Origin of the sequence: Mitsuokella sp. oral taxon 131 str. W9106, assembly GCF_000469545.1 — a bacterium.
In the GTDB taxonomy this organism is placed as follows: Bacteria; Bacillota; Negativicutes; order Selenomonadales; family Selenomonadaceae; genus AWVT01.
This window is the reverse complement of the sequence record NZ_KI273065.1, coordinates 118,928-142,498: the sequence shown is the minus strand read 5'-3', so window position 1 is coordinate 142,498 and position 23,571 is coordinate 118,928. Positions and strand designations below refer to the sequence as shown.

Here is a 23,571-nt window from a genome sequence, read left to right as displayed (position 1 = left end):
ATGCGCCCGGCTTGATGGGCATGGGGCGCACGGGTGAGGAGAACGTGCCGCTCACGCCAGAAGATATCATTCCGCTGCCAGGCGGCGCCGATCTCATGCTGCTTCCCGATCGGCTGGCCGTTGGGCAGACGGCGGAAGGGGAAGCACTCCCCATCGAGGGACTTGCCGTCGCCGCAATCCTGCCTGCGGGCTACACGCGGCTCTTTTTGCCTGCCTACGTGCGGGAGGAGAAAGCAGAACGCCTGCCGCTCTATGGCTACACGGCCGTTGTCGTCTGCCGCGACAAACTCTGCTGCGCTGCCGTCTACACGGATGAAAACGACAAGTGGGATCCGGTTCACTACAATACTAGGGAGCTTGCGAAACTCGTCAAGCGAACGAAAAAAGAGCTAAAGGGCAACCGCATCGTCGAACAGGTCGGCGGCTGCTCGCTCAACTGGCACTGCTGCACCGCGCAGAATCTCTTTTACCGCCGCTGGGAATGCGGCATCCCCACATCGCCTGCATGCAACGCGAACTGCATCGGCTGCATATCGCTGCAGCCTGCCGAATGCTGCCCTTCGCCGCAGGAGCGCATCCATTTTCGCCCAACGCCGGAAGAGATCGCGGAAGTCGGCATTTACCATCTCTCCGTCGCGCCCGATGCGATCATAAGTTTCGGGCAGGGGTGCGAGGGCGAGCCGAGTCTCGCGGCAGACCGCATAGCAGAGGGCATCAAGAGGATCCGGGCAAAGACGAAGAGAGGGCAGATCAACATGAACAGCAATGCAGGATGGACGGAAGGCATCAAGACGATTGTCGATGCGGGGCTTGACACCATTCGCGTTTCCATCATCAGCGCGCGCGACGAGTCGTACGACGCGTACTACCGCGCGAGCTATCATCTCGCCGACGTGCGCGCCTCGATCCGCTACGCGCTCGATCACGGCGTTTACGTCTCGCTCAACCTGCTCTATTTCCCAGGCTTCAACGACCGGGAGGAGGAGCTTGCCGCATGGCAGGCGTTTTTCCGTGAATTGCCCGTCCAAATGATACAGGTGCGCAATCTGAACATTGATCCCGACGCATTCCTCGCCGTCATGCCGAAAGCGAAGGGAAAGGCTGTCGGAACGAAGCGGTTCCTAAAGGTGCTCAGCGACGAGTTCCCGCAGCTCGTCATCGGCAGTTTCAGCCACTATGTCTCGCATTGAGTGGCTAGAAGCGGCGTCTTCCGTAGGACTTTCCGCCGTTCCGGCGGCGAAGCTGCTCTTCGTGCAGCTCCGCGCATTTTTCGACGATGAGGCGCACGACCCACGAGGCAGGGCGCGATGCTTTCTTGTGAAACCACATTTCGACCGTGCGGCTCGGTGCGCCGAGGATCATCTCGAAGTCGCGCGGCTGCAGGCCCCATAGTTCGCGCATGAGCTTCATCGGCTCGTCGGCGCAGGCGATGCGGTCAAGTTCCGCCGCCTTTTTAAGTTCCTCGACATCGACGTTGAATCCAGTCTTTCGTTGGAACCAATTCGGTATATCATCTCGTGTGACCTTTGGCATAGGCGTCATCCTCTCCCCGTTCTGAATAAAGTAAGTCTACACCATGCCAAACGTATGGTCAAGATCGCATTGCGCGCGTGCATGCTGAGGACGGCGTAACGAATGGTACGGCAAAGGAGAGGGATTTCCTGTATAATTCGTCACAAAGAAGAGATTGCTGCGTGCTGCATTTGCAGCCGTAAGGCCGTTAGATAGGAGATTCGGATGAAAACACTCGATTTGAGCAAGAGCGTGGCGGAGCTTGTCCGTCAATATCCTGAGCTAAAGGAAGTCATGGCGGGGATTGGCTTTCATGAGATCTTGAACCCAATGGCGCTCAAGATGATGGGCAGCATCATGACGATACCGCGCGGAGCCGTCGTCAAGGGGATCCCCATAGAGAAGATCCGTGCGGATCTTGAAGAGGCTGGCTTTACCGTCGTGGGCGGCGAACAGGAAGAGCGGCAAGTTCGCCTGCGGGAGTACGTCGGGAGACTCACTGCAGGCGAAGATCTCGAATCCGTCCGCGCGGATTTCGTGAAGCACTTTGAGCACGTCGCGGCAGAAGAGATCGCTGATGCGGAGCAGAGCCTCATCAAAGGCGGCGTTCCCGTAAAAGACGTGCAAAGACTCTGCGACGTCCATTCCGCCTTGTTCCATGGGAAAATGGGGAGTGGGAAGAAGGTCGTCGATACACATGAGCAGGCGGCAGAAGCACTCAAAAACATGGAAGGGAAAGACCTGCCCGAAGGTCATCCTCTCAATCTTCTGAAGCGGGAGAACGAAGCGATGTGCGCACATCTCGATAAGCTGCAGGAGGAGATGGACGGCGCAGGGGATGCGCAGGCGATCCTTTCGCTTGTCCGTGCGCTGAACGGCGTGCGCTCGCACTACGCGAAGAAGGAAGAGCTCCTGATGCCGCGCCTCTACGATTACGGCGTGACCGGGCCTTCGCAAGTCATGTGGGGCGTTGACGATGAGATCAAACGCGAGGTCGGCGTCATCACGAAGTCGCTGACGGAGAATACGGAGAACTATCCGCTTTTCAAAGGGCGTCTCACACAGGTCATGCAGCGCATTCGCGAGATGGTTTTCAAGGAAGAAAAGATTCTTTTTCCGCTCACGATGCGTTACTTCACGGAGGCGGATTGGCTTGAGGTCTACCGGGATATTTTCGAGATTGGCGTCGCCTTCATGGAGATTGGGGATTTGCCTCGCTGGGAACAGGCTGAGGCGTGGATACGGACGCAGTACATACCGCCTGCTATTCTGGAGGGCAAGGTTCGGATGGATACGGGCGAACTCACCGTTCGACAGCTTCAGGGCATTTTGAAGCTGTTGGATGTGGATATTACGTTCATCGACAAGGACGATATCGTGCGCTATTTCATCAATGAAGGGCACGTGTTTACGCGCCCGTTTTCCTGCATTGGGCGCGAGGTCTACAACTGCCATCCGCCCGAAATCATTCCCGTCGTCCGTCAGATGATTCTCGACTTCAAGGCGAAAAAGCGCGACCGTATGGAAGTGTGGCGCCGCATCATGGGACGGCCTATCGGCGTGCGCTACCTCGCCGTCTACGATGATGCGGGCGAGTACGTCGGCACAGTCGAGTTCGTGCAGGACTTTCAAAAAGCGCTCGATAAGTTCGGCGGGAAGCAGTAGGGACTGCGTCCGATGAATCTTGAAATTTTCTTGCAATTCATGTATAATAAGAATGGCAAGGGGATATTATAGGGATTGTTAAGGGCAGGAGGCGATTGATATGTTTCGGTCAAGACCCTTTCGGATCCGCGAGAATGCGGAACGAGGGCGCGAGTTCTTGGAGAAAGCGATGGAGTTTGTGGCGGATCAGCCATGCAATCCGCTCGGACGCGTGAGCGGCGCGCTTTCGTCGTTTCGCGTCGACGTCATGGATGTTGGCAGCCGCTATGAAGTATTTGCCGAGCTTCCCGGCTTTCGCAAAGACCAGATCACCGTTTCTTATGACGCGGACTGCTGCCTGACGATCAAGGCAGAGCGCCCCGATCCGGAGATGGAGGTGCGTTACCTTTGCAGGGAGCGGCGCGTCGGAAGCTTTGAGCGCAGCTTTGAAGTGGATGATATTGTAGAAAAGGATGTGACCGTCGCCTACGAGAACGGCGTGCTTCACATCGTTCTTCCAAAGATACGGGAAGAAGACAATCGAACGGTATTTGATATCGATTGAACATCGATAGAAAGAGGAGGACGGACGCAGCCAGCGTTCGTCCTTTTTTGCACGTCAGGCATAGATTCTTTTGGATACAAGAAGGATTTTTTTTAGAAAGCGGGAATCTAATTACTATCGACTTTGAATGTATTGGGAGGACGTAAAAATGATGGACGACAAAGACTGGGGCTCGTTTAAGCATAAGCTCAAAATGAAGACGGAGATCGATCTCGATCTCTACAAAGAGCCGCAGATGAAGCGCCGCATCGGCAATCTCGTTACGCGTGCGGGCATGGATTCGTACACGGCTTATTTCGACAAGGTAGCGCGGGACAAGGACGACTTTGCCGCATTTGTCGAGTACCTGACGATCAACGTTTCGGAGTTCTTCCGCACGCCTGAGAAGTTCTCGAAGCTTGAGACGGACGTCATTCCAGATCTCTTGAAGCGCTCGCCAAAGCTCAATATTTGGAGTGCAGGCTGCTCGATCGGCGCGGAGCCGTACTCGCTCGCGATGATCATGAAGGAATTGACGCCGGGGGTTCGCCATCGCATCCTCGCTTCTGATCTCGACGTCGAGATCATCGCGAAGGCGAAGCGCGGCGTTTATTCCGATACGGAGCTTAAAGCGATTTCACCGCAGCGCAAGGCAAAGTATTTTGACCAAGAGGGCGATCAGTATGCCGTAAAGCAGGAAATCAAGGACTGCATTGAGTTCAAGCGCCACAATCTCTTAAAAGACCCATTTGAACACAATTTCGATCTGATCCTCTGCCGCAATGTCGTCATCTACTTCACCGAGGAAGCGAAGGCAGGGCTCTATGCCAACTTCTTCAAGGCACTGAAGCCGGGCGGCATTCTCTTCGTCGGCGCGACGGAGGCAATCCTGAACTTCCGCAAGATGGGGTACACGAGCTTCCAACCGTTTTTCTATCAGCGCCCCTTGGCATAAGCCGAAGGAGCTTGGGCAAGCGAGGAACTGCTAAATGTACGCGAATCCAGAGATGGAACAATGCGCTAAAACGCGCTTGAAAGAGCTGCAGCTCGAACGGCTAAAGAGGCAGCTTCGATGGGCACAGGAGAAAAGCGTGTTCTATCGGGAGCGCTTTGCGCGCGCAAACGTTTCCTATGAGGCAGTCGAGACACTTTCCGACTTGCGGAAGATTCCGTTCCTGGAACGCGACGCACTGTGGCAGGAGAACCGGCTTGACTTTCTGACCATTCCATTTTCGGGGCTCTTGCGCTACGGTGTCATGCATGAGGCGTCGCGCGAGTTCGCCGCATTTTATACGAACGGCGATATTGCGCATAACGTCGAGATGATGACGCGCGCGCTCGTTGCGGCAGGCGTCCATCGCGCCTCTGTCGTCGCGCTTTTCGGCGACCTCGCTGACAGCCGCCTGCTCGATATCCATTATGCACTCGAAGTGCTCGGCGCGACGGTCATCCCGATGGGAACGGACTATCGGCAGTGGCTGTCGCGCATGGATCAAGTGCGGGCGGATACGTTCGTCGCACCACGGCCGCTTCTCATGCGGCTCATCATTCACTTGCAGGCGGCAGGGATGGATATCGCAGAATATGCCTGTGCGCGTGTGCTCTGCCTCAATACGGATGCTATCCAAAATCCGATGCAGCATCATATCGAGGGCAGGACGAAGATACCCGTCTACAATCTCTATGCACCGATGGAACTCGGCATGGCCGGGCTGCTCTACGCATGTGAGACGCGGGCAGGGCAACATATACAAGAGGATTATTTTTACCCGGAAATCATTGCATTTGGGCGTGATGCGCCAGTCACGGACAAGAATCAGATGGGGGAGCTTGTCGTGACGTCACTTGCAGCTGAGGCGATGCCGCTCATCCGCTATCGGACGGGACAGGCCGTGAGCCTGGCGGATGAGCCGTGCAGATGCGGACGGACACTTCGTTGCATTCGGACACCGTTTGCGGCAGGCTGACGTCGTTTCTTGAAACCATAAGAAAAGCCCTTCACGGAGAAGCGAAGGGCTTTTCTTATGGTTTCTTCTCAGAATAAATATTGACAGTCATGATATGATAGAGGATGAATAAAAGGGCAGGATGAGAGGAGCAATCTCATGACAGATGAATCGTTGATCGTAAAGCCAAAGATCACGATCAAGGTGTTCGGCATCGGCGGCGGCGGCAATAGCGTCCTCGCGCGGATGAGCAAGCACAAGGCAATCGACATGGAACTCGTTGCCGTCAATACCGATGCGCGCCAGCTCGCCTCGGTGAGCCAAGAGGGGATTCGCGTGCTGCAGATCGGCGAAACGCTCACGCACGGCCGTGGAACGGGGGGCAATATCGCGCTTGCAGAGCAGGCGGCAAGGGCAGAGGCGGAAAAGATTCGCGATGCGATGAAAGGAGCCGATCTCGTCTTCATCACAGCCGGCATGGGCGGCGGGACGGGAACGGGTGCCGCGCCGATCGTGGCGAATGTCGCGAAGGATCTCGGCGTGCTCTCCGTTGGTGTCGTGACGCAGCCGTTTAGCTTTGAGGGCAATCGCAAGAAGCGTCTCGCCGATGAAGGCATCGCGAAGATGCAGGCGCAGATGGATGCGCTCATCGTCGTTGCAAATGACAGCCTCCAGAAGCTGCCGGAAAATCATCGCATGACACTTGTCACGGCATTTCAGGCGGCAGACAGCATCCTCCTTCAAGCGATCAGCTGCATTGCGGAACTTATTTTGGAAACGGGCTTTATCAACGTCGACTTTGCCGATGTCACGACGATCTTCCGCCACAGTGAGTCGAGCGACGCCTTGCTCGGAATCGGACGCAGTGCAAAAGATGCCGTCGACGCCGTCAAAGCGGCGGCGGAGAGCCCGCTCCTCGCCAGGAGCCTCAAGGGTGCACGTGCGATCATCTTGAATCTTACGAGTGACGATTCGCTGAGCATGTACGATGTCGATGAAGCGACATCGTACATCACGAAGCAGACGTCTGCCGACGTCGACCTGATCCTCGGAACGGTCATCAAAGAGGAGATGAGCGGTGAGATTCAGGCGACGCTCATTGCAACGGATTTTTCCGACAGCGTCATTTTGAAGGCACCGACGGTCACGGTTCCCGAAGGCAAGGTGAAGGTCAAGAAAGAGAGCTTGCCGCTTGATGCGCCGTCTTTTATGCGGCAGGGGACAAAGAAAACGCCGCCCGAAGGCGGCGCATTCGCGATACCGGCATTCAGGCTGACAACGGATCTTCCGAAAAAAAAATAAAAAGGGGTTGCCAGCGGCAACCTCTTTCCTGTCTATTGTATGGGACAAAGGAAGGGGAGTATTATGGGCAAGCCAGGCAGGTTTTCGCGTACGGAGCTCCTCCTCGGCGAGACGAATATGAAAAAGCTTGAAGCGAGTACGGTGGCGATATTCGGTGTCGGAGGAGTCGGCTCGTTCGTCGCGGAAGGACTTGCGCGCGCAGGTGTCGGACACTTCGTCCTCGTCGATAATGATACGGTCTGCCTGACGAATATCAACCGGCAGATCCATGCGACGACGAAGACGGTGGGGCAGCCTAAGACGAAGGCGATGAAAGAGCGCATTGAAGCGATCAATCCTGCGGCATGCGTCGATACGATCGAGTCCTTTTATTTGCCGGATGCGGCAGAGCGGTTCTTTGCGCAGCATTACGACTACGTCGTTGACGCGATTGACACGGTGACGGGAAAGATCAGCCTCGTGCTCGAATGCGAAAAACGCCGCATTCCCATTGTTTGCAGCATGGGCGCTGGCAATAAGCTCGATCCGACGCGCTTTGAAGTCGCCGATATCTATAAGACGCGCGTCGATCCGATCGCGCGTATCATGCGAAAGAAGCTTAAGGAGCATCGCGTGAGGCGGCTGAAAGTCGTTTACTCGACGGAACGCCCCATCGAAATCGAAGGAAGCGGCTGCGGCAGCACATGCATCTGCCCGCCGGGCAGTGCGCGAAACTGTGACAGGAGACGGTCCGTGCCGGGCAGCATATCGTTCGTGCCGTCGGTGGTCGGGCTCATATTGGCGGGGGAAGTCGTGCGAGACATGACGGGAGCAAAGGCGGGAGCAGGCGTATGAAAGCAACGGTTCTTGGATGCGGCAGATGGGGCACGTTTCACGCGTGGTATGCAAACCGCATCGGACATGATGTCGTGCTGTGGGGACGCACGGGCTCCAGACACCTTGCCGAGCTGCAGGAGGAGCGGAAAAACGAGTACCTCACGCTTGATCGTGCAGTACGGCTGACCGATGACCTCGAAGCGGCCGTCGCGTACGCCGATACGATCATCATATCGATCAGCTCGCAGCAGCTTCGGCCTTTCGGCAAGCAGCTTGCCGCACTCGGCAGCTTGCATGGGAAGCAGTTCGTGCTGTGCATGAAGGGGCTTGAGATCGGCACGGGAAAGCGGCTCACAGAGGTGCTTGAAGAGGAGATTGGAGCAGAGGCAAGGATCGCCGTCTGGGTCGGTCCAGGTCATGTGCAGGACTTCACGCGCGGCGTGCCAAACTGCATGGTCATCGCTTCGCGCGAGCAGGCGCTAGCAAAGGAACTCGTCGCACGGTTCAAGAGCCCGCTCATCCGTTTTTACTACGGGGCGGATCTGCTCGGCACGGAGATCGGTGCGGCGGCAAAAAATGTCATCGGCCTCGCGGCCGGCATGCTTGACGGATATGGCTACGGCAGCCTAAAGGGCGCGCTCATGGCACGCGGGACGCATGAGCTTTCGCGCCTCATCGAGGCGATGGGGGGCGACCGCATGACCGTTTACGGCCTGTCACACCTCGGCGACTACGAGGCGACGCTCTTTTCGCAGCACAGCAACAACCGTCGCTTTGGCGAGGATCTCATCCGAGGTGTTCCGTTTACGAAGCTTGCAGAGGGGGTCTACACGGTCGAAGCGCTTATGGCTCTGTCCCAGCAATACGGCGTGGAGCTTCCGATTTGTGCGACGGTTTACGCCATCGTGCACGAGCATAAATCTCCGAAAGACCAGCTCATGCAGCTTTTCCTGCGTGCGACACGTGCAGAATAAGTATTGACGAGTCTTTTATATTATGATAAAATGCTAATTTTACATTTCTCACCTCCTATGCTATACTTTATTTATTGAATACATGGTTTTATAGGGAGGTGCCGAGTTGCTTCAAACGGGAGATCGTGTCGTCTATCCTATGCACGGCGCAGGCGTCGTAGCGGGGGTCGAGGAATGTGAGGTGCTGGGAGAAAAGCGATCGTATTACGTGATCCACATGCCGATGGGGAATATGAAAATGATGGTTCCGACGGATAGCGTGGAGGCTATTGGCATCCGGAACATCATTCCGGTCGAAAAGGTGGGCGCGGTGCAGAAAGTGCTTGAGGATAAGCCATATCGCATAACGGGAAGCTGGAATAAGCGTTTTCATGCCAATCTCGAACGCATGAAAAATGGCGATATATGCAGTGTGGCAGCCGTCGCGCGCGATCTCATCCTGCAGGATCGGAAGCGGCGCGTCTCATCGGGAGAGCGCAGGCTGCTTGATCTTTCCATGCAGATTCTCGTCAGTGAGCTTGTTTACGCCTGTGACAAAGAGCCAAAAGACGTGGAGCAATGGATTGGACGAGTCTTGGATACGAATAAGTTTGCTTAATCGACGCACATTTTTGACAGATTTGAGCGGATTCGCTATACTGGGATTGCGATTGTATTTGTTTGGGTCATGCAGTTTTGTAAGATGTGTGGGCATCGATAGGATCGGTATGCCCACTCTGTTTTTCTGTTCAAGGAGGTGAATGTATGGTATTGGATCGTGTATTACGTTTTTTTATCATTTTATTCTTAGCGGTAGCAGGCGCGGCATTACTCGATCTCGCAAGCCCTGTTTTGACCCTTTTCATCAGCACAGAAATTTTGAAAATGGATATGGGCATTATGCGGATTACGGTAGCGAGCCTGTTATGCATCCTTTTGGGCGCCATTATCGGTATGATTCTTGGATTTTTTCTTTCCCCGTATCTCATTCACAAGCTAAAGCGCTTTTCCACATGGGTGGAGGTGCAGATCGGCAAGATGCCGATCCACGATGCACTTGCAGGTGCCATCGGACTCGCTATCGGTCTCATCATCGCCAATCTCTTGGGGTTCGCCTTTGCCAAGATCCCCATTGTGGGCGATTACTTCCCCGTTATCTTCAGCATCGTGTTTGGCTATCTCGGCATACGCCTGACCATCAAGAAGCGGGCGGAATTAACGGGGCTCTTCGATTTCCTGCCGCGCATGACGAAAGAGATCATTCGGATGCGCGAGGCACGCGCAGCAGAAGGGGCAGTGAAGGCACCGGCTGAGGCAATGGGAGCAGCAAGGTGCGAGAAAGCCTACAAGCTGCTCGATACGAGCGTCATCATCGACGGGCGCATCGCCGATCTCTGTGATACGGGGTTCATCGAAGGGACGCTGCTCATCCCCGTATTCGTGCTCGAAGAGCTGCAGCATATCGCCGATTCGGCGGATCAGCTCAAGCGCACGCGCGGGCGCCGTGGGCTGGATATCCTGCAGCGCATACGGCAGGAGAAGAAAGTCAAGGTCGAGATTACGAATGTCGATTTTGAAGACATCGCGGAAGTCGACTCCAAGCTCGTCCGCCTCGGGCAGGAAGTCGGCGGCAAGATCATCACAAACGACTTTAATCTCAACAAAGTCGCTCAACTGCGCGGCGTTGAGGTGCTCAACATCAACGCGCTCGCAAATGCCGTGAAGCCTGTTGTCATACCGGGCGAAGGCATGACCGTCACGATCGTGAAGCCCGGCAAGGAGCAGGGGCAGGGCGTCGCTTACCTCGATGACGGTACGATGATCGTCATCGAAAACGGCTACCGTCATATCGGCGAGACGATTGAGGTCGAAGTGACCTCTGCCCTGCAGACGGCGGCAGGACGTATGATTTTTGCCAAGCCCATACGCTAAGAATTGCAGGAAATGGGTGTGAAGGAAGAAGAGCCGCTAGGTTGATTTTGCCTAGCGGCTCTTCTTGCTGGAAGAGGGAATGCAGTTGCGTTGAAAATCGCGTATGCGCGGAATGGTTTATCGGAAGAAGAGGAGAGAACTGTCATGAAAAAATTGGTGGGAGACACCCGTTTGATATTCAAGTGCTGCAGCCTGTATTATCAGGATGGGCTTGGACAGCAGGCAATATGCAATCGGCTCGGCATATCGAGACCGACTGTATCACGTATGTTGACATTGGGCAAAGAACTTGGCATTGTGCGGATCGAAGTAAAGAATCCTGACAATGAACGATACGGACAATTGGAACGCGAAGTAGAAAAACGTTTTGATTTGCAGGAAACGATCATCGTTGATACAGAGCCGCTTGAAAAAGGAACAAGGTACATTAATTCACAGATTGGACGTGCTACGCTGGAATTTCTCTCACGCATTTTGACGGATCGCGATCTGGTCGGAGTCAGTATGGGGCTGACGATTCAAAATATCGTGCGGTCAGACTTTCCGATTGAAAAAGCCATTCATTGTACATTCGTTCCGCTTTTGGGCGGTATTAGTGCAAGCAATCTCGATATCCACTCCAATTATTTGGTACAGGAATTTGCGGAACGATTTGGCGGACGAAGCGCACAGTTTTTTGCTCCGGCGCTCTTTTCGGACAAGATGGTCTTGGATGGATTCCTTAAGGAGCAACCGATTCAAAAGATCGTTCGCATGTATCGTAGCCTGGATGTCATTGTTATGGGAATTGGCGTACTCGATTCGGAACATTCGACTCTTTTGGAGTCAGGATATATTGATGCCGAAACAATGAAAAAATTTATTGCAAAAGGAGCGGTGGGTGATATCGCTTTGCGCTATTTTGACATAGAGGGGAAAACGGATTCCTTTACCGATTTCAATGAACGTGTAGCAGGAATAGGGCTTGATCTGCTTCGCAAGGTACCGAAGCGCATTGGTGTAGCGGGCGGCACCCATAAGATGGAGGCAGTGCTCGGTGCAATTCGCGGCGGATATATCAATATCCTTGTTACCGATGAAGCGTGTGCTGTAGCGTTGCTTCGGCAAAAATGTAGCGTTTCGAAATGAGGGTAGGGTGCTTCGTGGAAAAGGATGGCGATCCACCTTTTTGATACAAATGAAATAATAAACGTTTCGCTCCATTACTTTTACATTTATTCAATATAGAATACTTGTAAAAGTAATGGAGCTTTGTTATACTATAAACCATAAACAAGAATATCAAATGATAGATTTAGGAATGAGGCAATAGGAATAAATAAAAACTAGGAGGTTATGCTATGGAAGTTTCGTTCGGGGAATTGCTTGCCGTTCTGTTTGCCTTGATGATCGTTCAAGTAATTGGGACACATTTACAGGTCAAGGCGTATCGCAATGCAATTCATCGCTTGCATGCACGCGGAAACTTGGGAATCGGATCGTGCCGCAGGCTCCTTGGTCCGGGCAGCATCGTCATCATAGCCTGTGACCGAAATGGCATGATCACGGGTGGAGAGATCCTGCAAGGCATGACGGTGTTCAGCAAGTTTCGTGTGATGCAGGGTATAGAAGGAAAACATATCCATGCGTTGAAGGAAAGCTACTCGCATCTGCCGAAAAAGCGTCGCTCTTATTACAAAGGGCACTTGCAGGCTCTGGAGGCGTTGGAGTTGCGATTCAACCATAAGGAAAAGGAGGTGAAGCCAACCGTATTCGTTGCAGAAGAGAGTGCTGGGAGGACTGCGTAAAAAGAAAGTAAGGAGAGTATCGTATGGAATTTATCGCTGGACTGGCAAATGGCTTTATGGAACTTTTTAAGGCCGGTGCCAATACGTTTTCAGGTTGGGTCGTGGGGATCATCCCGCTTGTCGTTATCTTGATGACGGCAGTCAGCTCTGTCATCAAGCTCATTGGTGAGGAACGTGTCTATCGCGTGGCACAGTGTGCAACGAAGAATATCATTACGCGTTATACGATCCTGCCGATCCTGGCGGTCATGTTCCTAGGCAACCCAATGAGCTACACATTTGGACGGTTCGTGGATGAGAAATATAAGCCCGCGTTTTACGATGCGAACGTCAGCTTCCTCCATCCAGTTACGGGACTTTTCCCCCATGCAAACGGAGGAGAACTCTTTGTTTACATGGGCATAGCGGCAGGCGTTTCGGCTCTTGGCCTATCGCTTGGCGATTTGGCTGTACGGTATTTCCTTGTTGGTGTTGTTGTTATCTTGCTGCGCGGTATTGTCACAGAGAAGATATACCTTTACATGTGCAAAAAAGAGGGCAAAGAGATCTGAGCGGAACGAAATGAGGAGGATAAAGATGTATAAGTCGATCGTAATTCATGCAGGAAGCGGCGGTTGGGGCGGCCCGCTTACGATCCTTCCGACGGAAACGAAACACAAAATCGTGAGCGTCACGGGCGGCGGCATACATCCCGTGGCAGCTAAGATTGCGGAGATGACGGGCTGTGAGGCTGTGGATGGATTCTCAACTGGCGTTCCAGATGCAGAGATTTTGGTCGCAGTCGTCGATTGCGGTGGAACAGCGCGCTGTGGCGTCTATCCGAAGAAACGCATTTTGACCGTCAATGTCTTGCCTGTCGGCAAGACGGGACCGCTCGCACAGTATATTACAGAAGACGTATATGTCTCCGCTGTCAATGAATCGTGTATGCAGGAGGCGGACGGAAACATCCCTGCTGCTGAACCTGTTCCTGTGCAGCGTGCACACACAAGTGAAACACCTAAGACGAAAGCATAAGCGAAGCAAGAAATCGCTGCAATGAATCAGGGAAAGGAAAAGAATTTCGTTACGCGGCTTGGCATTGCGATTGGCGGTGTTGTCAACAAGTTCTATTCTGCAGGACGTGAGACGATTGACATCACGATCAAGAGTATCTTGCCGTTCATGGCATTTGTCTCGATGATACTCGGCATCATCAGTGCATCGGGAATCGGCAATGTCATTGCCAACACGATTTCGCCGATTGCCAGCACACTTTTAGGGATGCTCGTCATATCGTTTATTTGTGCGATTCCCTTTATCTCACCAGTGCTCGGTCCTGGTGCGGTCATCGCACAGGTCGTCGGTACGCTTCTCGGCGCACAGATCGGCATGGGCAATATCCCGCCACAGTACGCGCTTCCCGCACTCTTTGCCATCAATGCACAGGTCGGTGCGGACTTCGTGCCAGTTGGCCTTAGTCTTGGAGAAGCAGAGCCGGAGACGATTGAACTTGGCGTGCCCGCTGTTCTTTACTCGCGCGTCATCACAGGCCCGATTGCGGTTCTCATCGCTTATGCAGCGAGCATAGGACTCTACTGATTGTCGTGCAGAGGGGGGGATCATGCTGAAATTCTTTAGTGAAATTACAGGTTGGGGGAATGATGCACTGTTCTTCTTGGAGGATCCGGACGCGAATTTCATTATTCTCTTTAATGAAAGCGCACCACCAGAGCTGGCCGATATATCCGTCCTCCATACGGAAACGAAGCTGTTGATGCCACCTGAAAAAGATGACATTTTGATCATTGCAAACAAGGCATTTACGATAACAGCAGTTGGAGAAGAGGCAATTCATACCTTGCGTGACCTCGGTCATTGCACAATTTGTTTTAAGGGGGAAGCAGAACCGGATCGTCCTGGCTGTATTATGGCAGCCGGAGATGTTCCATTAAAGCAATCGGATATTCGTGTAGGCGCGACCATTGAAGTTCATTGATTGCCGCATGCTACTCATATCATAGAAGGAAATGGGCAGATTTGCCTACGGGCGAAAGGAGTTTTTGCAATGCTGAATATGGACACGAAGCTGGCAAAGCGTCAGGAAGAGGGAAAAGTCATCCGTACGGGCATCGTCGGTGCAGGACAGATGGGGCGTGGCATGGTCACGCAGATGGCGCTTATGAAGGGCATCATGCCGGCCATTGTATCGGATATAAAGATGGATAACGTCATTCATGCATTTCATTATGCAGGAATTTCCGATGATCAGATCGCGGTAGCTGAAACGTTGGAAGAAGCAAATAAGTACATGGAGATGGGGAAGTTTGTTGCAACGGATCATTCCGATATCATAGCGCAGGCGAATCTTGTTGAGTGTGCAATTGATGTTACAGGAGTCCCGGAAGTCGGTGTCAAGATTGCGACGGATGCGCTCAAAAACCACAAGCACGTTGTCATGATGGACGTGGAAACAGACGTGGTCATCGGATCGTATCTCAAAAAGCTCGGTGATCAAAATGGTGTGATTTATACGGGTTCGGCAGGCGATGAGCCAGGTGCAGTCATGGAACTGTATTCGTTTGCCAAGGCGATGGGCATGCAGGTGAAAGTCATAACAATTGATGGAATCGGCGGCTATACGACGTACGGTTCGATTGCGACGGCGGAAGAGACTTACAAGAATGGATACGTCGTCTATGGTCTCGTCAACAAGAAGACGCGTATGCTGAAGGATGTAAGGAAAGGGCAGCTTCTGACGCTTGATATGGTGGAGCTTGATACATCGACACAGCTTTATCAGACGCGCAAGATGCAGGACAGGATGTACCATAATGGCTATGCATTGAAGTAAGGAAAACGATATTCCTGCCACGGAGAAAATTCCCTCGTTCCCCTGTTGGAGCGAGGGAATTTTGCTATTTCCCATTTTCCCTGTTTTGTAGTATGATAATGGATAAATACATGGGGGTGAGCAGCATGGTGACGGCTGTGTTTCCTGCGGCTGGACGGGGAAGGCGAATGCAGGCGGGAATGAACAAGGTGCTTCTGGATCTGATGGGAGCACCGATTCTTGTACGTACGTTGCTTCAGTTTTCGCATTCGCGGCAGATCGGGTATTTGATTGTATCCGTTGCGGAGGATGAAGTCCCTTTTATTCGTCAAATGCTTCGACATGTCTCTGGACTTAAGCCCGTTGCCGTTGTCGCAGGCGGATCGGAACGCCAGTATTCGATTGCCAATGGGCTTCGCCGTCTCCCCGAGGAAACGGATATCGTGCTGGTTCATGATGCGGCTCGGCCGCTCATATCGGTTTCGACGATTGATGCGGTCATTGATGCGGCGCGGGCAGTAGGTGGCGCGATTGCCGCCGTGCCGGCGAAAAGTACGATGAAAATCGTGAATGGCGAACGTTTTGTTGCAGAAACGCCGCCGCGTGAAATGGTATGGGAAGTACAGACGCCACAGGGATTTCGCAAGGATATTCTCCTTTCAGCTTATGAAAAAGCGGAGCAGGATGGCTATCTTGGAACGGATGATTCCTGTCTCGTGGAACGATTGCATGTACCGATTCAAGTTGTCGAAAGTTCCTATCGCAATATTAAAATCACGACGCCTGAGGATATTCTCATTGCGGAGGCGCTTCTTCGCGAAGAAGCAAACGGTATGAGTGGGCTTGTGCGAAAGGCGGCAAGACACGCGAAAAAAGGACTAAAAGAGCAGCTTATGCGGTAAACCAAAAAGCAGGAGGAAAGAGGGGTAGCATGACACGATTTGGCATGGGGTACGACGTGCATCGGCTCGTCGAAGGGAGAAAGCTCATTCTCGGCGGCATCTGCATACCGCATACGTTAGGGCTATTCGGGCATTCCGATGCCGACGTGCTCCTTCATGCGGTGGCGGATGCGCTGCTCGGCGCAGCGGCGCTCGGCGACATCGGCCGTCATTTCCCCGATACCGATCCGAAGTACGAAGGGGCGGACAGCATGAAGCTGCTCGCACACGTCATGGAACTTCTGAAAGAGCACGGGTATCGCGTCGGCAACATCGATGCGACGGTCGTCGCACAGAATCCGAAGCTCAAGGACTTCATCCCGCGGATGAACGAAAATATCGCATGCGTTTTGGAGATTCCGACCTCTGCGGTCAACGTCAAGGCGACGACGGAAGAGCACCTCGGCTTCACGGGCGCGGAAGAAGGCATATCGGCTTATGCCGTGGCAGGCATCGAAATGGCATAGGAGGAACTTCATGAAATTCTTTTCGCGCATCCGAAAGGATATTCGCGTCGTCTTTGAGCGCGATCCTGCTGCACGGAATGTCATCGAGGTGCTGCTTTGCTATTCGGGGCTGCACGCGATATGGCTGCACCGCATCGCACACATGCTCTATAGGCGCGGCTGGGTGCTCATCCCGCGTATCATCTCGAATTTCGGACGGTTCCTCACGGGCATTGAGATTCATCCCGGCGCGACGATCGGAGAAGGGCTCTTCATCGATCACGGCACGGGAATCGTCATCGGCGAGACGGCGGAGCTCGGACGCAACGTCACGCTTTACCAGGGCGTGACACTCGGCGGCACGGGCAAGGAGAAGGGAAAGCGCCATCCGACGATCGGCAATAACGTCGTCGTCGCCTCGGGGGCGAAAGTGCTCGGCTCGTTCACCGTCGGCGACCATGCGAAGATCGGCGCGGGTTCGGTTGTCCTAAAGAGCGTGCCTCCATACGCGACTGTTGTCGGCATCCCAGGACGCATTGTCGTTATGCACGGCAAGCGCGTTCATACGGCGTGCGAGCTGAAGGAAGCGATCCAAAAGGGAATCGTCCGTCCCGACGACAGGATCGACGAGATCGAGGACGAGCTCGACGTCGACCTCGACCACGATATGCTGCCCGACCCAGAGGAAGAGATGCGGGCGTGCATGATGGAGCAGATTCACGCGCTCGAAGAGCGGGTCGAGGAACTGGAACAAAGGATAGAGGAGAAAGAAAGCCATGCTGAAAGTCTATAATACGATGACGCGCGAGAAGGAGGAGTTCAAGCCACTCAAGAAGGGCGAGGTCTCGATCTACTGCTGCGGCGTCACGCCGTACAACGACCCGCATATCGGCAATGCGCGCCCCTTCGTGACGTGGGATGTCATTCGACGCTACTTTAAGAAGAAGGGCGTGAAAGTCCGCTACATCCAGAATTTTACGGACGTCGACGACAAGATCATCAATACGGCGAACCGCGAAGGCGTCAAGTGGAGCGACATCGCCGACCGCTATATCGCGAACTATTTCGAGGCGATGGATGCGCTCAATGTCCGTCGCGCTGACCTCTACCCGCGCGTCAGCGAGACGATGGACGACATCATTGAGATGGTGCGGACGCTCATCGACAGGGGCTACGCCTATGCCCTAGGAAACGGAGATGTCTTCTACAGCGTGGAGAAGTTCGAAGGCTACGGCAAGCTCAGCGGGCGCAGTCTCGACGATATGCAGGCGGGCGCGCGCATCGAAGTTGACGGGCGCAAGCATCATCCCATGGATTTCGCGCTTTGGAAGGCGGCGAAGCCCGGCGAGCCGTACTGGGAAAGCCCATGGGGCAGGGGCCGTCCGGGCTGGCACATCGAGTGCTCGACGATGTCGCTGAAATACCTCGGCAAGAAGTTCGACTTCCACGGCGGCGGAAGCGACCTCATTTTCCCGCATCACGAGAACGAAATCGCGCAGTCGCAGGCGGCACTCGGCGATCCGTGCAGCTTTGCGCAGTATTGGCTGCATAACGGCTTCATCACGATTCGCAATGAGAAGATGTCGAAGTCGAAGAACAATTTCTTTACGGTCAAAGACATTCTGAAGGAGTACCCCGGCGAAGTCGTGCGCTTCTTCATCCTGCAGACGCACTATCGCAGCCCACTCGATTTCTCCGACGATCGTCTCAAGGAGGCGCAGACGAGCCTCGCCCGCCTGCAGAACACGCTCGGATGCATGAAGGAACTCTCCGCAAAGGAAGGCACGGCAGATACGGCAAAAGAGCTCGCCAAGACGGCAGAGGATCTGCTCGCGGCGTTCTACGAGGCGATGGACGACGACTTCAACACGGCGCTTGCGATCAGCCAGCTTTTCGCGCTTTCGAAAGAGACGAATATATACTACCAAGATGTCATGGGCGGCGCAAAGGCATTCGATGCGGAGAACTTCAGGAAAGCCTGCGCTGCCTACGAGGAGATGGCGTCCATCATCGGCATTTTCGAGCAGACAGAAGAAACGGCGGACGACGGCATGGCAGACAAGCTCATGGACATTCTCATCGGGATCCGACAGTCGGCGCGCAGGGAAAAGAACTGGGCGCTTGCCGATCGGATTCGCGATGCGCTCAGGGAAGCAGGCATTGTGCTCGAAGATACGCCGAGCGGCGTACGGTGGAGAAAGGCATGAAGTTTGGGCAGTTCAAGCTGCTCGTCGACATGATGTTTACGCCGGACGGCGCAGGCGGCGTACTGCAGCGCTATAGGGAGATGGACGCTCGGCGGATGAACCCGCTCGTCCTCGCCTACGTCGGCGATGCGTACTTTCACCTCTTCGTGCGCACGCGGCTGCTCTCCTACGAGCAGGCGAAGGTGCAGGCGCTCCATTCGTTCAGCGCGCAGATCGTCTCTGCCGTTTGGCAGGCGCGGGCATATCAGGGAATCGAGGCGATGCTCACCGAGGAAGAACGGGCGATTTACCGTCGTGGCCGCAATGCGAAGAGCCACGCACCGCGCAGCGCAAGCGTCGCCGAATACCATGCGAGCACGGGGTTTGAGGCGCTTTTGGGCACGCTCTACCTCTCCGAGCGGAACGAGCGCCTCTACGAACTTGCCGAAGCTTCGTTTCAGGTCATCAGCAAAGCGATGATGCAGGAAATTCATAAGAAATGAAGAAAATCCTCAAGGGAGATGTGCCTTTGAGGATTTTTTGGCCGGTCTTACTTTTTTTCGTTCGCCCCGTTGCTCTTGCTTACATCAATCGGCGTCAGACCGAAGTTTTCGAGGCTGCCGTCTTTCGTGAACAGCAGTTCGCAGCGAACCATAGGCTGTTTCCTGAAGCGCATGAGGTAGATGATCTGGTCGGCTTGGTCGAAACGCGTCCAGCTCACGAAGCGCGCGCCTTCGAGTGCGTCGAAATCCTTGCCGAGCGTCTTGCCGAGATCGCTTATCTGATCCTTCGAGATGTTTTTCTTGGCGTCTTCGCCCATGAGATCGTAGGCCTTTCCTGCATCCTTCTTGATGAACATCGCATCGATCCAAGAGACTGTCGTCATGTCCTCCTTGACGAAGGCGTTTGCGTCGTCCTCCGCGGCAAATGCACCTGCAGGAACGAGCCAAAGGAAAAGCGCGGTGAGCATTAGAGCGAATTTTTTCATGGTATCCCATCCCTTCCATACACGCGGTTGCTATACCCTAAAGTCTAAATGTTTTTTCATCGATTGACAAGGTGTTTTTATGGTAATGATTTGTTCATTGTCTTTTCACGGAATTTTTGTATATATAGAGCCAGAAACGTATCCGAAAGCCTAGGAGGGATTGGTCATGCGCGTTTTATTGGCAGAGGACGACAAGCGTCTCGGCAAGCTCATTCAGTACATGCTCGAACAGAACGAGATCCAGGTCGAGTGGGTAACGAATGGCAGCGACATTTATGAATACGCGATGTACACGGATTACGATATTCTGATCCTCGACTGGATGATGCCGGGAGAGTCGGGCGTCGATGCCTGCAGCCGCCTGCGCAAAGAAGGCTATGAGAAAGCGATCCTCATGCTCACGGCGCGCGACTCCGTCGAGGACCGCGTCACGGGGCTTGACGCAGGCGCGGACGACTACCTCGTGAAGCCGTTCGAGTTCGCTGAGCTGCTCGCACGCCTGCGCGCGCTCGGTCGCCGCAGCACGCAGAAGATTCAGCAGGACATCGTCGAAGTCGGCGATTTCACGCTCAATCGCACAGCAAAGGTCCTGAAGAAAAAGGATCAAGTCATTCAGCTCTCGCCGCGCGAGTTCCAGATCTTCGACCTTCTCGCGCAGAATATCGGCATCGTCGTCCCGCGCGATATCATCTTGGACCGCATTTGGGGGCTTGAGTCGGACGTGAGCTCGAACAACATCGACTCCTATATGAAGATCCTGCGCAAGAAGCTCGATCTCGGTGATGGGGGAACGGCAATCAAGACGGTGCGCGGCGTTGGCTACAAGCTGGAGGCGAAAAGCTGATGGCAAAAAGCCTATTCGGCACGGGACGCCGCCAGCTCACGATCATCTACTCGATCGTCATGTTCTTTTTTCTTGCCGGTCTCATTTTTGGCATGCACAAGATATTGGAATGGTCGATCACGTCGGAGCAGGCGCGCGAGCTCGTCGATACGGCTGGAAACGTAGCGGAGGCGCAGGCGTACTTCAATCAGCATCCCGGCATTGTCTCGGATGATAGCCTCGTCTATAAGAGCACGAATGACCGTCTATTCTTTTATGTATTCGATGATCAGGGAAGACTGCTGAACTTTGCGCGTGCTTCGTTCCACATAGAGCCGTTCATTCTCGATGTCATACAGAACTGGAGCGGCGGGGACGATGTCATCGTCGTCGGAAAGTCGGGAGAGAATGGGGTGAAGAGCCGTATCATGATGACGGCCCAAAGCGTCAAGACGGCGTCGGGCGAACATGCGCAGATGGTCTACGTTGGCAAGGATGTCACGGCGATGTACAATGGTCTTGAAAAAGCGACGTATGCGATCGCGCTCCTCGGCATGCTCGCCGTCATCGCAGCGGCTGGCATCTGCCATATCCTCGCCGGGCGCGCGATGGTCCCTTTGAAGGAAGCGTACGAAAAGCAGCGGCAGTTTGCCGCCGACGCGTCACATGAGCTGCGCACGCCGCTCGCCATCGTCATGGCATCGTCCGAGATACTCCAAAACGACAAATCCGTCACATCGCCGTTCTTGAAGCAGGTCATTGACGACGTGCACGACGAGGTCAAGAAGATGGCAAAGCTCGTCGGCGATCTCCTCGTTGTCGCGCGCGGGGACAACAAGGCGCTCAAGCTCAAGCCGTCGAAGTTCGAACTGTCCTCCGTCATCGAGCAGACGGCGCGCCTCATGCAGCCGCTCGCCGAACAAAAACATATCAAGCTTGCAGTCGACGCGAAGGGAAAGGTCGAGATCCAGGCCGACGAGCAGCGTATCCGCCAGCTCGTGCTCATTCTCATCGACAATGCCGTGAAGTACACGCAGGACGGCGGTGAAGTGCGTGTCACGTATCGAAAGGCAGAGAAGGGACATGTTTCTTTTGCCGTTTCCGATACGGGCATCGGCATATCGCCGGAAGACCAGGAACGCGTCTTTGACCGATTTTATCGCGTGGACAAGGCGCGTGCACGAGAGATGGGCGGCAATGGGCTCGGTCTTGCGATTGCGCAGGAAATCGTGCGCCTGCATAAGGGCAGGATCTCGATTGCGAGTGAGCTTGGAAAAGGAACGACGTTCCTCATCGAGCTTGGCAAAAAGATGAAATGAATGGGAAAAAGCGGATCAGCCCAGCGACTGCCCCGCTTTTTTGTGCTTATATATGTGCAAGTGTACATACACGTGTAAATAGGGGAAAGGATTTCCGGTTTTATTCGTCGATCTGTTGAACGGCCTCGGTGAGCGCCGCGAGCTGTGCTTTTGTCGGTACGTTGGCGATGCGCTGCTTTTCGAGCACGATGTCGCAGCCTGCTGCCTTTAGCTGTTCCTCGACCTGTGCAATGCTTTGCCCGCCCCATCCGTAGGAGCCGAAAGCGAATGCCTTGCGTCCCTTGGGCGAAAGGCCGCGGAGGTAGCATAGGAAGCTCGCGATCGACGGCATCATGTCGTTGTTGAGTGTCGGAGAGCCGACGGCGAGGTACTTGCTCGTGAGTACGTCCGTGACGATGTCGGAGTTATGGTTTGCTTTGATGTCGTAGAACGCGGCAGGGATTCCCTTTGCGTTGAACGCTTCGACGATCGTGCGCGCCATCGTTTCCGTTGCGTGCCACATGCTGTCGAATACGACGACAGCGCGATCTTCGAGTTCGTTTGTCGACCATTTTTGGTAGAGCGAGAGGATATCCTTGATATGAGAGCGCCAGCTTATGCCATGCCCCGTCAATATGAGTTCGATATCGAGCCCTGCAAGCGCCTTGAGCGCCGCCTGTGCCTGCCTGCCGTAGAGCATGAGGATATTGGCGTAGTATTTCTTTGCCTCAAAGAGAATGAGATCGATGTCGTTTTCATCGTCGAAACGCTGCCCTGAGGCGAGGTGCTGGCCGAATGCGTCGTTGGAGAAGAGAACCTTTTCTTCGGGACAGTACGTGACCATGCTGTCCGGCCAGTGCAGCATCGGGGTCGGCACGAAGGAGAGCGTGCGGTGCCCGATCGAGAGCGTGTCGCCCGCCTTGATGCCCTTGTACGCTTGCTCGCCGTAGCGTGCTGTGAGCCCCTTGAGCCCGTTTGGCAGACTGGTGATGACCGTCGCGTTCGGACAGAGCGCAAGAATCTTCAAGAGGGATCCGCTGTGATCCGGCTCAACATGATTCGATACGATATAGTCGATCTTTTCCGGATCGATAAGGGAGGAAATGCGCTCGATGAGTTCCCCTGCGAACGGCTCCTTGACCGTATCGATGAGTGTGACATGTTCGTCGAGGATCAGGTAGGCGTTGTAGGAGGAGCCGCGTCCCGTCTCGTATCCGTGGAAGTTGCGCATCGACCAGTCGATCGCGCCGACCCAGTAAATATCATCGCGAATTCTGACAGCGTCCATATAGTACCTTCTTTCTTCAGCGTTCGGTAAACGTATGGTTCCATTTTAAGCGATAAAACGTTTTGATTCAAGGAATATTCTTGCAGAAAGAAATTTTCATTGGAGCAAGCATTTTTTTGAGGAAGGGGGTTGCGCAACAGATGGAAATACCGTATAATTGTGTCTGTCGTCGGGATGTGGCGCAGTTTGGTAGCGCGCATCGTTCGGGACGATGAGGCCGCAGGTTCGAACCCTGTCATCCCGACCATCTAGTCAATCAGACCAGCTTGCGAGCTGGTTTTTTTGTTGTGATGAATCATATTTACAAGACCTTTTTCAGAAGGTATAATGAATCGTGATGGATGAAATCTATA

At 54.1% G+C, this 23,571-nt stretch carries 25 protein-coding genes, 1 tRNA gene and 1 pseudogene; 24 read left to right on the top strand and 3 right to left on the bottom strand.

Features of this window, described 5'->3' with window-relative positions:
• Positions 1 to 14: 14 nt before the first annotated feature.
• Positions 15 to 1,190 carry a radical SAM protein gene (locus HMPREF1985_RS08500; protein ID WP_081695827.1) on the top strand — a complete coding sequence of 392 codons (1,176 nt, stop codon included), beginning with the start codon at positions 15 to 17 and terminating at the stop codon, positions 1,188 to 1,190.
• Positions 1,191 to 1,194: 4 nt separating this feature from the next.
• Here HMPREF1985_RS08500 and HMPREF1985_RS08495 read toward each other — a convergent pair whose 3' ends face one another.
• Complete coding sequence (locus HMPREF1985_RS08495) at positions 1,195 to 1,533, bottom strand: hypothetical protein (RefSeq protein ID WP_021772183.1); 339 nt, start codon at positions 1,531 to 1,533, stop codon at positions 1,195 to 1,197.
• 204 nt (positions 1,534 to 1,737) lie between these two features.
• On the opposite strand from HMPREF1985_RS08495, the gene HMPREF1985_RS08490 reads away from it, so the two are divergent.
• The 20 genes and pseudogenes from HMPREF1985_RS08490 (at position 1,738) to HMPREF1985_RS08395 (ending at position 19,324) form a co-directional block, all read left to right on the top strand.
• Complete coding sequence (locus HMPREF1985_RS08490; RefSeq protein ID WP_021772182.1) at positions 1,738 to 3,177, top strand: DUF438 domain-containing protein; 1,440 nt, start codon at positions 1,738 to 1,740, stop codon at positions 3,175 to 3,177.
• Between the two features lie 100 nt (positions 3,178 to 3,277).
• The gene (locus HMPREF1985_RS08485) at positions 3,278 to 3,721 is read left to right on the top strand and encodes an Hsp20 family protein (RefSeq protein ID WP_021772181.1); all 444 of its coding nucleotides are present in this window, start codon (positions 3,278 to 3,280) and stop codon (positions 3,719 to 3,721) included.
• Between the two features lie 148 nt (positions 3,722 to 3,869).
• The gene (locus tag HMPREF1985_RS08480) at positions 3,870 to 4,655 is read left to right on the top strand and encodes a CheR family methyltransferase (protein WP_040637506.1); all 786 of its coding nucleotides are present in this window, start codon (positions 3,870 to 3,872) and stop codon (positions 4,653 to 4,655) included.
• Positions 4,656 to 4,689: 34 nt separating this feature from the next.
• On the top strand, positions 4,690 to 5,667 hold the full coding sequence (locus HMPREF1985_RS08475; protein ID WP_021772179.1) for a phenylacetate--CoA ligase family protein: 978 nt from the start codon (positions 4,690 to 4,692) through the stop codon (positions 5,665 to 5,667).
• A gap of 138 nt (positions 5,668 to 5,805) precedes the next feature.
• Complete coding sequence (ftsZ, locus tag HMPREF1985_RS08470; protein WP_021772178.1) at positions 5,806 to 6,948, top strand: cell division protein FtsZ; 1,143 nt, start codon at positions 5,806 to 5,808, stop codon at positions 6,946 to 6,948.
• A 63-nt stretch (positions 6,949 to 7,011) separates the two neighbouring features.
• A complete protein-coding gene (locus HMPREF1985_RS08465; protein WP_040637505.1) occupies positions 7,012 to 7,782 on the top strand; it encodes a tRNA threonylcarbamoyladenosine dehydratase in 771 nt (256 codons plus the stop codon).
• Positions 7,779 to 8,738 carry an NAD(P)H-dependent glycerol-3-phosphate dehydrogenase gene (locus HMPREF1985_RS08460; protein WP_021772176.1) on the top strand — a complete coding sequence of 320 codons (960 nt, stop codon included), beginning with the start codon at positions 7,779 to 7,781 and terminating at the stop codon, positions 8,736 to 8,738. Before HMPREF1985_RS08465 ends, HMPREF1985_RS08460 begins: the two co-directional genes overlap by 4 nt.
• 106 nt (positions 8,739 to 8,844) lie before the next feature.
• Positions 8,845 to 9,336, top strand: coding sequence for a CarD family transcriptional regulator (locus HMPREF1985_RS08455; protein WP_040637504.1), 492 nt, complete (start codon positions 8,845 to 8,847; stop codon positions 9,334 to 9,336).
• A 146-nt stretch (positions 9,337 to 9,482) separates the two neighbouring features.
• On the top strand, positions 9,483 to 10,649 hold the full coding sequence (locus tag HMPREF1985_RS08450) for a PIN/TRAM domain-containing protein (protein ID WP_021772174.1): 1,167 nt from the start codon (positions 9,483 to 9,485) through the stop codon (positions 10,647 to 10,649).
• A gap of 144 nt (positions 10,650 to 10,793) precedes the next feature.
• The gene (locus tag HMPREF1985_RS08445) at positions 10,794 to 11,777 is read left to right on the top strand and encodes a sugar-binding transcriptional regulator (protein WP_040637503.1); all 984 of its coding nucleotides are present in this window, start codon (positions 10,794 to 10,796) and stop codon (positions 11,775 to 11,777) included.
• A gap of 212 nt (positions 11,778 to 11,989) precedes the next feature.
• Entirely contained in the window at positions 11,990 to 12,436 is a 447-nt protein-coding gene (locus tag HMPREF1985_RS08440; RefSeq protein WP_021772172.1) for a transcriptional regulator GutM, read from the top strand.
• Positions 12,437 to 12,459: 23 nt separating this feature from the next.
• Complete coding sequence (locus HMPREF1985_RS08435) at positions 12,460 to 12,987, top strand: PTS glucitol/sorbitol transporter subunit IIC (RefSeq protein WP_021772171.1); 528 nt, start codon at positions 12,460 to 12,462, stop codon at positions 12,985 to 12,987.
• A 25-nt stretch (positions 12,988 to 13,012) separates the two neighbouring features.
• Positions 13,013 to 14,017 (top strand): annotated as a pseudogene (locus HMPREF1985_RS08430) (PTS glucitol/sorbitol transporter subunit IIB).
• Between the two features lie 25 nt (positions 14,018 to 14,042).
• Positions 14,043 to 14,414 (top strand): PTS glucitol/sorbitol transporter subunit IIA, encoded by a 372-nt coding sequence (locus tag HMPREF1985_RS08425; RefSeq protein ID WP_040637535.1) that lies wholly within the window; start codon positions 14,043 to 14,045, stop codon positions 14,412 to 14,414.
• Between the two features lie 69 nt (positions 14,415 to 14,483).
• Positions 14,484 to 15,269, top strand: coding sequence for a hypothetical protein (locus HMPREF1985_RS08420; RefSeq protein ID WP_021772167.1), 786 nt, complete (start codon positions 14,484 to 14,486; stop codon positions 15,267 to 15,269).
• Between the two features lie 125 nt (positions 15,270 to 15,394).
• On the top strand, positions 15,395 to 16,150 hold the full coding sequence (gene ispD / locus HMPREF1985_RS08415; RefSeq protein WP_040637502.1) for a 2-C-methyl-D-erythritol 4-phosphate cytidylyltransferase: 756 nt from the start codon (positions 15,395 to 15,397) through the stop codon (positions 16,148 to 16,150).
• Between the two features lie 29 nt (positions 16,151 to 16,179).
• Positions 16,180 to 16,656 carry a 2-C-methyl-D-erythritol 2,4-cyclodiphosphate synthase gene (gene ispF / locus HMPREF1985_RS08410; protein ID WP_040637501.1) on the top strand — a complete coding sequence of 159 codons (477 nt, stop codon included), beginning with the start codon at positions 16,180 to 16,182 and terminating at the stop codon, positions 16,654 to 16,656.
• 10 nt (positions 16,657 to 16,666) lie between these two features.
• Positions 16,667 to 17,428: a serine O-acetyltransferase gene (cysE, locus tag HMPREF1985_RS08405; protein ID WP_021772164.1), complete on the top strand. Its 762-nt coding sequence runs from the start codon at positions 16,667 to 16,669 to the stop codon at positions 17,426 to 17,428.
• On the top strand, positions 17,412 to 18,842 hold the full coding sequence (cysS, locus tag HMPREF1985_RS08400; RefSeq protein ID WP_021772163.1) for a cysteine--tRNA ligase: 1,431 nt from the start codon (positions 17,412 to 17,414) through the stop codon (positions 18,840 to 18,842). Before cysE ends, cysS begins: the two co-directional genes overlap by 17 nt.
• Entirely contained in the window at positions 18,839 to 19,324 is a 486-nt protein-coding gene (locus HMPREF1985_RS08395; RefSeq protein ID WP_021772162.1) for a Mini-ribonuclease 3, read from the top strand. Before cysS ends, HMPREF1985_RS08395 begins: the two co-directional genes overlap by 4 nt.
• Positions 19,325 to 19,371: 47 nt before the next feature.
• On the opposite strand, the gene HMPREF1985_RS08390 is transcribed toward HMPREF1985_RS08395, so the two are convergent.
• Positions 19,372 to 19,809, bottom strand: coding sequence for a hypothetical protein (locus HMPREF1985_RS08390; protein ID WP_021772161.1), 438 nt, complete (start codon positions 19,807 to 19,809; stop codon positions 19,372 to 19,374).
• 166 nt (positions 19,810 to 19,975) lie between these two features.
• On the opposite strand from HMPREF1985_RS08390, the gene HMPREF1985_RS08385 reads away from it, so the two are divergent.
• Positions 19,976 to 20,653, top strand: coding sequence for a response regulator transcription factor (locus tag HMPREF1985_RS08385; RefSeq protein WP_021772160.1), 678 nt, complete (start codon positions 19,976 to 19,978; stop codon positions 20,651 to 20,653).
• Complete coding sequence (locus HMPREF1985_RS08380; protein ID WP_021772159.1) at positions 20,653 to 21,951, top strand: sensor histidine kinase; 1,299 nt, start codon at positions 20,653 to 20,655, stop codon at positions 21,949 to 21,951. The genes HMPREF1985_RS08385 and HMPREF1985_RS08380 overlap by 1 nt, the downstream gene beginning before the upstream one ends.
• Before the next feature lie 100 nt (positions 21,952 to 22,051).
• Here HMPREF1985_RS08380 and HMPREF1985_RS08375 read toward each other — a convergent pair whose 3' ends face one another.
• Complete coding sequence (locus HMPREF1985_RS08375; protein ID WP_021772158.1) at positions 22,052 to 23,218, bottom strand: FprA family A-type flavoprotein; 1,167 nt, start codon at positions 23,216 to 23,218, stop codon at positions 22,052 to 22,054.
• Positions 23,219 to 23,388: 170 nt separating this feature from the next.
• Between HMPREF1985_RS08375 and HMPREF1985_RS08370 the strand changes: the two genes are divergently transcribed.
• Positions 23,389 to 23,465, top strand: a tRNA-Pro gene (locus HMPREF1985_RS08370).
• Positions 23,466 to 23,571: the final 106 nt, after the last annotated feature.